12 protein-coding genes are annotated in these 12,946 nt (G+C 27.5%); 7 read left to right on the top strand and 5 right to left on the bottom strand.

Translation table 11 applies throughout. The annotated features are described in order from the left end of the window. Window positions 1-19 precede the first annotated feature (19 nt). The 6 genes from BLT70_RS04065 (at window position 20) to BLT70_RS04040 (ending at window position 4,390) form a co-directional block, all read left to right on the top strand. On the top strand, window positions 20-535 hold the full coding sequence (locus tag BLT70_RS04065) for an N-acetyltransferase (RefSeq protein WP_091897387.1): 516 nt from the start codon (window positions 20-22) through the stop codon (window positions 533-535). A 246-nt stretch (window positions 536-781) separates the two neighbouring features. After that, window positions 782-2,092, top strand: coding sequence for a hypothetical protein (locus BLT70_RS04060; protein WP_091891904.1), 1,311 nt, complete (start codon window positions 782-784; stop codon window positions 2,090-2,092). Window positions 2,093-2,106: 14 nt separating this feature from the next. Continuing rightward, window positions 2,107-2,628 (top strand): hypothetical protein, encoded by a 522-nt coding sequence (locus tag BLT70_RS04055; RefSeq protein WP_091891903.1) that lies wholly within the window; start codon window positions 2,107-2,109, stop codon window positions 2,626-2,628. 204 nt (window positions 2,629-2,832) lie between these two features. Next, window positions 2,833-3,582 carry a hypothetical protein gene (locus BLT70_RS04050; RefSeq protein ID WP_091891900.1) on the top strand — a complete coding sequence of 250 codons (750 nt, stop codon included), beginning with the start codon at window positions 2,833-2,835 and terminating at the stop codon, window positions 3,580-3,582. 287 nt (window positions 3,583-3,869) lie between these two features. Continuing rightward, window positions 3,870-4,103: a CopG family transcriptional regulator gene (locus tag BLT70_RS04045; RefSeq protein ID WP_091891897.1), complete on the top strand. Its 234-nt coding sequence runs from the start codon at window positions 3,870-3,872 to the stop codon at window positions 4,101-4,103. After that, window positions 4,103-4,390 carry a type II toxin-antitoxin system RelE/ParE family toxin gene (locus BLT70_RS04040; RefSeq protein WP_091891894.1) on the top strand — a complete coding sequence of 96 codons (288 nt, stop codon included), beginning with the start codon at window positions 4,103-4,105 and terminating at the stop codon, window positions 4,388-4,390. Before BLT70_RS04045 ends, BLT70_RS04040 begins: the two co-directional genes overlap by 1 nt. Window positions 4,391-4,432: 42 nt before the next feature. Here the strand turns inward: BLT70_RS04040 and BLT70_RS04035 are convergent, their stop codons facing one another. From BLT70_RS04035 to BLT70_RS04025, 3 genes are all read right to left on the bottom strand, one after another. After that, window positions 4,433-5,314: a carbohydrate kinase family protein gene (locus BLT70_RS04035; protein WP_091891891.1), complete on the bottom strand. Its 882-nt coding sequence runs from the start codon at window positions 5,312-5,314 to the stop codon at window positions 4,433-4,435. 71 nt (window positions 5,315-5,385) lie between these two features. Beyond that, entirely contained in the window at window positions 5,386-6,660 is a 1,275-nt protein-coding gene (locus BLT70_RS04030; RefSeq protein ID WP_091891888.1) for a glycosyltransferase, read from the bottom strand. 36 nt (window positions 6,661-6,696) lie between these two features. Continuing rightward, entirely contained in the window at window positions 6,697-8,790 is a 2,094-nt protein-coding gene (locus BLT70_RS04025; protein ID WP_091891885.1) for an HAD-IIB family hydrolase, read from the bottom strand. Between the two features lie 267 nt (window positions 8,791-9,057). On the opposite strand from BLT70_RS04025, the gene BLT70_RS04020 reads away from it, so the two are divergent. Then, window positions 9,058-9,630: a YdeI family protein gene (locus BLT70_RS04020; RefSeq protein WP_091891883.1), complete on the top strand. Its 573-nt coding sequence runs from the start codon at window positions 9,058-9,060 to the stop codon at window positions 9,628-9,630. A 14-nt stretch (window positions 9,631-9,644) separates the two neighbouring features. Here the strand turns inward: BLT70_RS04020 and BLT70_RS04015 are convergent, their stop codons facing one another. After that, entirely contained in the window at window positions 9,645-10,727 is a 1,083-nt protein-coding gene (locus tag BLT70_RS04015) for an HmuY family protein (protein WP_091891880.1), read from the bottom strand. Between the two features lie 10 nt (window positions 10,728-10,737). After that, the gene (locus tag BLT70_RS04010) at window positions 10,738-12,864 is read right to left on the bottom strand and encodes a TonB-dependent siderophore receptor (RefSeq protein WP_091891878.1); all 2,127 of its coding nucleotides are present in this window, start codon (window positions 12,862-12,864) and stop codon (window positions 10,738-10,740) included. Between the last annotated feature and the right edge of the window lie 82 nt (window positions 12,865-12,946).

Here is a 12,946-nt window from a genome sequence, read left to right as displayed (position 1 = left end):
ATTTTCTCTCTTTATTGTTATGTTTAAAATAGTAAAAGCAACTTTAAAAGATGCTCAAATTTTATCCGTAATTGGTAAAACTGCATTTTTAACTGCTCATGGGCATTCTGCTCCACAAACAGATATTGATAATTATGTTGACAATAATCTTACTGAAAACAACTTTTTAAAAGAATTAGAAGACACCAATAATATTTATTATTTAATTTTTTCTGATGATACAATTGCAGGTTATTCAAAAATCGTTTTGAATACCGAAAATGAAAATATTGATGCAAAAAACATAACATTATTAAGTAGAATCTATTTACTGAAAGAGTTCTATGGATTGAATTTGGGCAAAGAATTATTCAATTTTAATGTAAAGGTATCAAAAGAAAACAATCAAAAAGGAATTTGGTTAGCAGTTTGGGTAGAAAACAAAAGGGCAATAAAATTTTATGAAAAAGCAGGCTTTGTAAAAGTTGGTAAGTTCGATTTCAAAATTTCAGAAACGCATTACAACCCTAATCATATCATGTATTTAGATTTTTAGTTTTTTACTGATATCAGGTTTACTCATCAAGACAGACCAAGTAATTATATACAAACAGAGACTTTTTACTTAGCATCAATCTTTTTATGTGCAGGAGCTTCATTATTAATTGGTTTTAACATCACAAAAAAATTAGACAACGAATTAATAGTATTAAATTTTACTTCTATTAAAGCATTTCAATTTTATTGAAGTGATTTTTTTGTTTTTAAAAAGTCTGTATCTTAGAGCAAAATAATATTGCAAATGAAAAATGACTACAAAGACAATAAATTTAAAGAATTATTAGATAAATTACAACAAGAAAGTTGGCAATTAGAATTACTAATTTCTGGTTTTGCTATTTTTGGTTTATTTTCTGCTTTAGAACCTTTAGAAAGAATGGGGCAAGAAGCTTCAGCATCCGAAAGTTATACAAAAACTTTTTTTGTTGTTGCGGCTATTTCTTGTATCGTTTTAATTGTAAACTTAATAATACATGTTGTTTTAAGAGGTTTATGGATTGGTGCAATTGGTCTTCGGTATGTTTCTGGCGAAATTGATTACGAAGCTCTAAATTATAAAAAACGTTTTACAAACCATTTAAAGAAAAAAGTTGGCTCTTTTGATAAGTATATTGGATCTTTAGAAAACTATTGTAGCATTTTATTTGCAGTTACTTTTTTGTATTTATTTTACATTATATCTTTCTTTATTATATTTCTAGTGATTTTTATTGCTGGCTCTTTTTTTATAGAATCTGGAATATTTCCAGAAATATTTGGTATGTTTTTATTAGGCATTTTTGCCATCTTTTTTCTCTTTCTCTCCTTATTTGTATTTATAGATTTTATAACACAAGGTTATCTAAAGAAAGTAGAATGGACTTCATTTTTATATTTTCCATTGTATAAAATTTTTAGTGTAATTACGTTGTCTTTTTTATACAGACCTTTGGTTTACAATTTTTTAGACAATAAATTTGGAAGAAGGTTATTGTTTATATTATTCCCAGTATATCTATTAACTTTTTATGTAACAACCTTACATAATGTAAGATCAAATTTTGTAAATAATCAATCGTATTCTACTATAAATTATGCTAATAACAACAATTATTTAAACTCTTTAACTAAAAATGAAAACATAAATAAAGCCGCAATACAATCTAAAATAATTGAAAAACCTTTTTTACAAGTTTTTATTCCGTTTAGAAAAAAAATGGAAGATATTATTATAAATCAAAATTTAGATTTAAAATCTGAGAATGACAAAAGAGGTTATAGTAGTTCTCTTTTTTCTTCAAATACGAGTAATACATCAAAAGATAGTTTACAATCAAAATACCTAGCTGCGTTTAAAAAAGCATATCTTTTAAAAATTGATAGTTTGCAAATACAATCCGATTTTATAATTACTGAGATTAATAATCAATTGGGTTTTGAAACTGTTTTTCCAATACATACAATTAAAGAAGGAAAACATTCACTAAATATTAGCAGGTTTATAGCTTCTAAAAAAACAAAAAAAATAGAAAATGAAGCTGTTATAGAAATTCCTTTCTTTTATTATAAATAGTTACACACAAACTAATGACAGAAATCTTCACCACAAAGAAACTTGAAAAAATAATCAATAAAAAAATTGAAAATAATGATTTAATCGTTGAAAGCATTCTAGGGAATTGGAATGCAACAATTATTTATATTGCTAAAAAGAAATGCCTCCTTTTTGTGAATTCTGAAACATTTTTCTCTGTAATCATTCCTAGATTTTCAATGAAAGATATTGACAAAATTGATGAGCTTTTTATAAACTGTTTTTATAATCAACTTTTATTTGAAAAAATAAATATTGACTTTAAAACCATCTCTTCTATACTTGGAAAAATAAGCTTTCATCCAACGAACAATAACAAAAAGGTAATTGGTGTTCTTAACTACAATGTTGAAAAAATAAATTATTTTAAATATGATTACCCAATTTTGAATTCTTCAATAATCAGAAAAATGACTCATAAATTAAATATAACTCCATTCAAACAATTAGGCTGGAAACTTCCTTGTGAAACAATGGTTGCAAAATTGAATATTGAATCAGAAAAAGTAAATTAAATTTGAAAAAAAAGTGAGTAATAAAGTATATTTTTTACTGCTAATTTTAGTAAACTTTAAAAATCTTAACAGATTTTCTACATTGTTATTACATACTAAATTAAGTAATTAAACATACAACTAATTCTACTAAAAAGTTGGCTAGAATTTAAAAAAACTATAAACCAATTTAAAAAGTTAAACTTTAATGCCGAGTAAAAATTTATGCATAACTACATTGAAAAAGATTTTATTGGCGTAATTGGCAACAGACCAGTTTACAAAATTTTAAGAGCAGATATTACAAAACTACCTTTTAAAGCTAATAAGAGAACACTCTTAATTGGAGATGGAATTCACACACCATTTCTAATTGTAAAAGATGCTTTAAAAGCAATGTATCATTTTATTTTAGAAACCCCAATATTTAATTTTAAAGAATTAGATTTTCCTGGAGATTTAGGTTTAACAGATAAAGAAATACTTACCTATATTGTTTTTAAGCACGACACAAATGGTCATTTCATTTATCATAACTTTACACCACAAAACACAAACACTTTTATTCAATTATGTAAGAGCAACTTATTAAAAACGCCATACAATGAAAACAATGAGCTAGATTTTAATAACTGGCTTCATATAAACATTGGCGCTTTTGTTTGGTTTAATTGTAAAGAATTAATAGATTTTATTACTTTTTCTTCGTACGATTATTTTGATGAAAATTATTTAGACAATGTTGCAATTACTAATTCAACAAATAATATTATAGGATTAAAAGATCGTATAAATTCATTCAAAGATTTATTTTTAGAAAACAAAAGAGAACTAAATTATAACACCTTTAAAAGTATCGATGACGATTTTCTTTATACTGAAATGCTAGCAGGAAATAATTGGGACTTAGATAATGTGTACTCTTATTACAAAGAAAGAGAACAAACAAATTCAAAAAGAGATACTGAATTATAAATTAGTTTTTTAATAAATAAACATACAATAAAAAGTATAGAAAAATTTAATAAAAAAGGTAAAAGCTACAGCTAACACTATATAGTAAGAATTACAATATATAGCTAAATTAAAAATTTATTTCATTTTTGAAAACTTTTGAATTTTCAAAGGAAATTCCTTGTTCATAAAAACGTAATTTTCAAAATACAAATACGTTGCAACTATAAAAAATGAACAAACTTAGATTAAAAATTAATTTGCTAAACTAACACTTATGGTGTAAATTAGCACCAAAATAAAATATTATGGCAAGGCAAAGTATTTCATTCACTCAACCAAATGACGAATGGTTAAAAAAACAAGTTGATAAAAAAGAGTATTCAACTAAAAGTGAATTAGTAAACGATTTAATTAGACAAGCTAGAAAACAACAAAGACAAATTGATTGGATAAGTGCTAAATTGGAAAAAGCAGAAAATAGCGGATTTACGAATTTAAGCAAAGAACAAATATTAGCAGAATCTAAGTCGTTGATTTAGTGGCTGATTATAAGTTAAGTAATTTAGCCAAAGAAGATTTAATAAGGATTCATAGATATGGTATTGAAAAATTCGGAACGAATCAGGCTGATAAATATTTCGACTCTTTCTTTGAAAATTTTGATACAATAACTAAAAATCCATTTTCTTTTGAATCTGTAGATTATATAAAAATTGGATATAGACGTTGTGTTTGTGGTTCAGATAGTATTTATTACAAAATAAATGATAATATTGTTGAAATTATGGCAATAATTGGGAAACAAGATTTAATAAAAATCCTCTAATTTGTTAACTAAATAACCATTAAAATCAAAAAAAACATAAACTTATAAACAACTAAAATCTAATATTTCTTTTTCTGATATTACAGGATTTGCGCCTTCATTCTGTGCTACTAAAGCACCAACCGCACAAGCAAAATCTATGGATTTCTGTGGATTTTTGCCATTGATTAACTTACTAATTAAAGAACCTAAAAAAGAATCTCCAGAACCAACAGTATCTGCAACTTTAATTTTGTAACCACTATTGTAAAACAATTTATTATCATATAATAAAACAGCTCCATGTTCACCTTTGGTAACACAAATATGTTTCGTTTTTGTTTTTTCTGATATAAAGTGCATATTTTGCTCTAAATTATTAAACTTAGAACCTAAAAATGCTGCAATTTCATACAATTCTTCATCATTAAATTTGATAAAATCTGCTTTCTGCATCAATTCAACTAAAACAATTTTATCATAAAAAGGTTTGCGTAAATTAACATCAAAAACTTTATAATTTGCAAATTCTAATAATTGATAAAGTGTATTTTTAGAAACCTCATCTCTAGTAATCAAGCTACCAAAAACAAAAGCATCAGATTGTTGTACAACATCTGATGCTGATTTTGTAAATTGTATTTTATCCCAAGCTTTTGGATGTTCAATTTTATAAGAAGCTGCACCTTTATCATTTAGTTTAACGGTAACAGAACCGGTTTCAAAATCATTTAAAACCTGAATATATTCTTTATTTATTTGGTGTTCTTGTAAATAATCTAAAATCAAATTTCCAAATTCGTCTTTACCAATGGCACTAATCATTGCAACGTCATTTTTAAAAGATTTTAAACGGATGGCAACATTTAAAGGTGCTCCTCCTATTTTTTTATGTGTAGGAAAAACATCCCACAGAACTTCACCAAAACATACAATTTTAGACATATATTACTATAAATTTAGGTTCCGATAAAAATCAGAATTTTTTAAATTATAAAAACTTACTTTTTATTTTACTAATAAATATTAGATTCCATTGTTTGCTGATTTATAGAACTACTAAAAATAGACAACATCCTTTTAGCAATACCAGTCCAACCAAAATTACGGCGAGCAAAACGTGCGCCTTCAACAGACATTTCGTTTCTTAATTTTGGATACAAAAGTGGCATTGCCATCATTGCACCAAATTCTGCTGGTCTGTGTGGATCTGCAAATAAACCTTGATTTCCAAAATCAATTAAATCGCATAAACCTCCATGAACTGTTATTACACTTGGCGTTCCACAAGCCATAGCTTCAATAGCAACCATACCAAAAGGTTCATACCTAGAAGGCATTGCAAAAACACTTGCAGACCTATAAACATTTGCTAAATCTTCATCTTCTATATACGTTTTCCATTTAATTTTATCCATTACCCCTAGTTCTGATGCTAGTTCTTTTAATTTTTCTATTCCGTCTTTATCTTGTTGAGAATCTCCACCAATACAAGCCACTAATCTTGCTTCCGGACATAAATTAAAAACAGTTGGCAATGCATTTATTAACAAATCGTACCCTTTATTATGTGCCATTCTTCCTAAAGCTAAAATATCTGTAGGTTTTATATCGTATTTTAATCGAATCTTATCATTTTCTTTTGATGGCACAGGAAAAAATCTATTTTCATCAATTCCAGGAGGAATCATACTACAATTTTTAGAAAGAACATCATACTGTTCAATTAGTAATTCTACTTGTGGAAGCGTTGTTGCAATTACATAATTACACATCTGATATACAAAATATTCTTTTCTAATACGCTCTTTAAATCGATACGTTTTTTCCATTTCCTTTTCATCCATATCACTTCCCATAGAATGCTGTTTCCACCAACCTAAAGAATGCGGTGTATGAACGTGACAAATACCTAACTCTTCTGCAATTTTTTGTCCAGCCCAACCTGCATCCCAATAATGAGAATAAACTACATCATATTTTTTATTTTCTTTTTTAATTGCTGCTAATGTATTGGTTACAAACTTTTTTAAATGGTCATGCATGTCTTCTTTTCTGATGAATTTTTTTCCACCAAAAGGAATTCTCCAAACATTATAATTCTCATTTACTTCATCATATTCTGGTTGATCTTCGAACTGACGTGTAACTAAATCTACTCTTTTACCAAGCCTGCTAAATCTTTCTGCTAATTCTAAAACATATACTACTTGACCACCGGTATCTGGTTTTCCTAATTCTGCATGTGCACCTACATATCCATGTAAAGAGATCATTAAAATTGATTTCATCGTTTTATTTTTTAGTTTTACTTTTTAATTTTAGTTTTACTTTTTTGTTTTTGTTATTTTTAAATCATTATAAGCCGAAATATATTGAGCTGCAGACCAAGCTTGATACGCTTTACCCATTGGTTTACCTGTAACTCCATGTGCCCATTCTGTAAATTCCCATTCTTCTGAAATTCCTTCTTTATTTATTAAAGCTAGTTTGTGTAATTCTGCAATAGCTACATCTCTAAAACCTAATTTATTTACGAATTTTACCCAAAAACCACCAACAAATGGCCAAATTCCTCCATTGTGATAATGATTTGGCAGGTTTAGTAGATTTACAGTATAATAAGGTTTCCAATCTGGATCTCCAGGACTTACAACAGGATACACATTTGCAACAGGAAAAGGATCGTTTGCACCAACACCTAACATAAATCTAAATGTTTGATGTGCTTTTTCTGCATCAATTGTACCGTGTAAAAAGGCTAAAACATTTCCTAGAACATCACAACGCCAACTAAAATCGAAAGGTGTAGTTTGTGCAATTAAATAAGAAGTATCACCTAAAGTAAATTGTTTTTCAGCAAAAGAAACCGATTGAAACAATTTTTGTTGAGTTGATGGCCAAAAGTTTTGTACAATTTCTTTTTTAATTACTTGAGACCATCTAATATATTCTCCAGCTTCTTCATGGCTTCCTAACATTTCTAACATTCGCCCAAAACAAACGTTAGATCTATACCAAAGAATTTCATCATATAAAATATTGTAACTTCTACCAAATAAATCTGTCCAATCACCAGCTTCCGGAATTTCTAACAGTGCATCATTATTACTATCATGTGCGCCTAACCATCTCATTGTTTCTTTAATATCGCCAATATATTTTCTTAAAAATTTAATATCTTTTGTAACATTTACATATTCGTAAAAAGCAATAACTACCCAAATACCACTATCTATAGAACAAATTCCACCAACTCCAGAATAATCTGGCTCTTGATCTTTTAATCTTACATTTGCAGGAATTTGACCATTTCTAGAAATATTTTCTAGCAATGTTATTAATGTTTGTCTTTGGCATTGATGTATTTCTTCATCATCAATTAAAGACAACGAGCCAATTACTGTAATTGCACCATCTCTAGCCCAAACACTATGATAATTTTCATCTGTTCCATTTGGTATATTATCTTTTATAGAACATGCAGAAAAACCAAGCGGTGTAATATTTTTCTTTAATGCTTCAATAGCTTTTAAATATCCTTCTTTAATTAATGCTATTTTTTCATCAGTATCTTCATGCGCAATACTTTCTATTTCCTTTTTGATGAAAAAATCATCTGAATGATCAATTTTTGTATCTTCTAGCGCTTCTTCTGGCAAAATTTCATAAAAAATAAGACCTTCTATTATACCATCTCCTTTTTCTTTTTCTGTGTGATAAACTTTTTTATGTTTTGTGTATATATATAATTCGTCATGAGCATTTGCAACTACAATTCCAAAAACATCTTTTAAATCGAACATTGCAGAATCGTTACCACTATCTCCCGCTACTAAAACCTGATTTGATTTTAAACCTAACATTCTTAACAGCCATTGTAAAGCATTTCCTTTATTTGCCCATTTTGGCAAAACATCTAAAAATTTATTGCCAGAATACACAATATTCACATCCATATCTGCATCAACAAAATCTTGTTCTATGCTTTCTATAAGTTCTGTACTTGCATCATGAAAAAAATAACTTCTCTTGTAAGAATGTTGAAATTTACTTGGTTGATCACTTATTGGATGTTCTATTCTTTGAACTATATTTTCTACAGATTCAAGATTCCAACCATCATCTAAAACATCATTAAATTCTTTTTCTACAGCTCCTTTTTTAAAATTATAAATATGTGTACCAACACCAGAAATAATATAATCTGGTTCTGGCAACACTCCTTTTTCAATTAAATGTAACACGTCGTCTATTAGTCGCCCCGTATTATACGTTAAAATTACTTCGTTTTGATCTTGATACTTTTCCCATATTTTTTTAAAGTTACTTTTATAGGTGTGAAAATCAATTAAGGTATTATCAATATCAAATGATAATAATTTTATTCTATTTTCAGTTATTAAGCTTTTTAGGGTCATTTCATTGTATTTTTAAGAGTAAATCATTAATAAAACTTAATTTAATTAAAAAATTACAAGCAACCAAAACATACGAGTAGTATCGTTATTTCTAGCCCCATTTTTATGATTGTGATAATTATGAGTATCAAAAAATAGTAAATAGGGAATGATAAAAATTATTTTCTTATTTTCCTCTTTATATGTAAAAACTCTTAAAAATTTGAAATTTCAAAGCCCAAAAATTGGATAATAAAACTAAAAGAGTTATTCTTAACATAATAAATTATGAAAGAAATCGAAGTATTTTACTTTAAAAATGATATTGAATGGAGAAATTGGCTATCTAAAAATCATGAATTTTCAAAAGGTGTTTATCTAATATTTTATAAAATAGAAAATAAAGAGGAATCCATGCGTTGGGAAGAAGCTGTTAAAGTTGCTTTGTGTTTTGGTTGGATAGATGCCACTGTTAAGAGTTTGGGTGATGGAAAACGAAGACAATATTTTTGCCCTAGAAAACAAAAAAGTGTTTGGAGCGCTGTTAATAAAAAACACATTAAAAACTTAATTGCTGATAATTTAATGCATCAAAAAGGATTAGAAATTATTGAAATAGCAAAACAAAATGGTTCTTGGTTTGCTTTAGATGTAGTTGAAAAAGGTATAATTCCTAATGATTTACAAGCTGAATTTAATAAAAATAAAACTGCTTTTATCAACTTTAAGAATTTTGCACCAAGTTACAGAAAGAGCTATTTGTATTGGATACACCAAGCAAAAAGAGAAACGACAAGAAAAAACCGAATTATAGAAATAATTCGGTTGTGTAATGCTAATATTAAAACTCGTAATAATTAGTCATAAAAAATAAACTATTGTAATAAACTATATACAAATTCTGGATGACCACGCTCACCATCAGCGTTTGTTAATGCTAAAAATTTAAGCTTGTATAAATTACCATCTGTATCTTTTACAATATAAAACACATTTTCTTTTAATGAAGGTAAACTACCTGGTCCTCCTCCATTTCTCCAACTACTACCAATACTTCGTTGATCGTTTGTAAAGTTTGTATTATTTACATCTAATAGCGAAAAACTATCGTAAGTAAAAGCATCTACATCTGTATCAATCATATACACTTTTACTTCTGCTTTTGTATTATTTGTTACGTAATCTGAATATCCGTAAGAACCGTATCCTGAAATTTCATTTGTAAAAACAGTAAAGTTTAAATCCCATTTTGTTTTTTCTGGCGCTACTATAACTTCACTTTCTGTATTAAAACTGAAAAAAGTAAAACTATGAGTTGCGCTTTTAGAAATTGTTATTTCTTTATGAGTTGTAGCATCTAAATCTGCGTATTGTAAAACATAATCATTTCCGCTTTTTAAAATCCTTATTTTTTTCCATCCTCTAGAATCATCAGAAATATCTACACTTCCTGTTGCTGGTGTTTCAGTACCTATTTCATCTCCTAAATTTAACAAATACACTTTATTATTAGCATCCGTAGCAGAAATTTCTGCAATTGCTGTTGCTGTTATTGTTCCATCTGGCGAATCTACATAAGTAGTATTTGCTGCATCAAAAGTACCTACTGCAACTTTTGGTTGTAATTCTTGTACTTCTGCAGAAGTAGAAATTACTACATCTATATCTGTTTCTGATAATTGACCTGCTGCCATGTAGAGAGATCCGTTTAAAGTTACTCTATATTCTGATCCAGCATAAAAACCTAAGTCCCAAGAATCTCTTTTTACTGCATTGGTTGTATTTGTACTTAAATCAATATATACTTGATTAGGTTCATTTGGGCCACCAACTTCTGGAGAAATTGATGCACCTTCTATGACCACTTTTATTGGTTCTATTGGTGAGTCATCGCTACTACAACTTGTAAATGAAAATACAGCTGAGCATAAAATAAAAGTTAAAAATTTGTTTGTCATATTAATAAATTTAAAAATTAAGGTTATATAATAGTTTTAAGTAATAAGAGCGTCCATAGCCGAGTAGTAAAGAGTTGTTGTTAGAAGCGTGAGTTCCTCCTGCACCTGAGTTACTAACATTAACATTAGTAACATCAAATAAATTTCTACCTCCTAAAGTTGCTTGAATTTTATTTTTAAAAAATGATTTCTTAATGGAAGCATCTAACCAATTATAAGCACTGGTTGTTGATTTTGAGAATATCGAGTTTCCATCAGCATCTGTCTCTGAAGCAATATAATCTTGCTGACTACCATTATGTTTTAATAATAAGGTAACTGTTGTTTGCCATTTTTTTATGTTATAGCTTGCTCTTGTGTTTAATTGAAAAGAATATAAATAGTTGTTTTCTGCATTAACTTCATTATTTAAAATTCTAGAAATACCTTGTAAAGTAGCTCCAAAATTAAAAGTCCAATTATCTTTTTTAATGCTATTTTCTGATGAAATTCCCCATAATTTATAAGCATCAATATTAATATATTGATATTGTAACGGTGTAGGATTAACGATTGCCAAATCTATTTTATCAGCAACATTTAAATAACTAATTTTAATAGTATTTAATACTGAATAATCATCTAAATAACTATATTTTTTTAGGTTGATAAAAGACGTAAATCCATTTTCTGGATTTAAGTTTTCGTTACCTCTAAGATCATGATTAGAATCTACAAAGTAATAATACAATTCTTCAAAATTTGGAGTTCTGTAGGAAGTTCCAATATTTGCACGTAGTTCAAATCCTTTTTTCATTAAATAACGTGCACTAATAGAAGCTAAAATTTTAGATTTAAAAAGAGAATTATATTCATATCTAATTCCATGTCTTACTAAAAAAGCATCAGAAATCGTAAATTCTGATGAGCCATAAACAGCATAATTATCTTGAGATTGTGTTTTATCTTGCTGAGTAACATCACCTGAAGCCTGTGTATCAAAACCACTTATAAATCTTGTTTCGTAACCTAATTGAATATTAAAAAAATCACTTTTTACAAAATTATTAATACTTCCTTTAGAAAAGAAAACTTTACTAGATTGATAAACTTCATCCGTTTCATTACTTCTTTCTTTACTTAAAATAAATAAGTTAAATTCGTTTAAATTCCTTTTTTGTTCTTGAAATGAAAAAGATGCATTATAAACTGCTCCTGTATTTAATTTACCACTAAGATTTATATTATTTACAAATCTATTTGTTGTAAAAATTTTATCTGTTGCAGACGGGTTACTTGTTTGTGCTTGGGTATTTATATTTGCTCTAACACTGGCGTCATAATAATTTAAAAGCTCATTAAAATATTCAAATTTGTAAAAAAGCTTAAAATTTTCTCTTTGATATTGCAATAATCCTGTAGTACTAAATTGTTGCTTTGGCAACCAATCAAAACCTCTTAAACCATCGTTCTTATAATAATTTCCACCTTGCTTTTCATTGTAAAAACCTTTAAAATCATTTCTATTTACACCAATTCTTGCAAACCAATTTTTATTAATATTATTAGCAACATTAAATGTTTGTATATGCCTTCCTTTATTAAACAATGCATATTCATTGCTAATAGTTTCTTCTTGTATAGAAGTATTAATGCGCCACTTAGTGTCTATATTTTTTTTAGTGATGATATTTATTACACCAGAGACTGCATTTGCTCCATACTCTACGCCCATTGCACCTTCTACAATTTCTATACGCTCTATATCTTCTAAATTAATTTGTGTTAAATCTATATTATTACCTAAACCATTATCGCTTACAATTGGAATGTTATCTGCCAAAATATTAAAATATTGAGAGTCTAAACCAAAAAATGAAATAGTAGATTTTCCTGTTTGAGAACTAGGAATAATTGTTAAGTTTAAATTGAAATTTAATAAATCTGCCAAGTTATTTGCTGCTTGACTTTCTATCTGCTCTCTTTTAATTACAGTTACATTATGAACAGATTTTTTTATTGATGCTGGATTGTATTGCCCAGTAACAACTACTTCGTCTAATACAGTAATTCTTGCTGAGTCTTTTTTTTTCTCTTGACAAAAACTAGCAACTGCAAATAAAGTTAAAACAATAATAATTCCTTTATTTAGAAACATTCTTAATAATTTTCGGCAAATATATACCTTATTTTTAATCAATCTAAATAAATTTTATATTTTTGTCAAAAATTAATAAAAC

It is taken from the genome of Polaribacter sp. KT25b (assembly GCF_900105145.1).
Classification (GTDB): Bacteria; Bacteroidota; Bacteroidia; order Flavobacteriales; family Flavobacteriaceae; genus Polaribacter.
The sequence above is the reverse complement of the archived record's forward strand: the minus strand, read 5'-3'. Positions and strand labels throughout refer to the sequence as shown.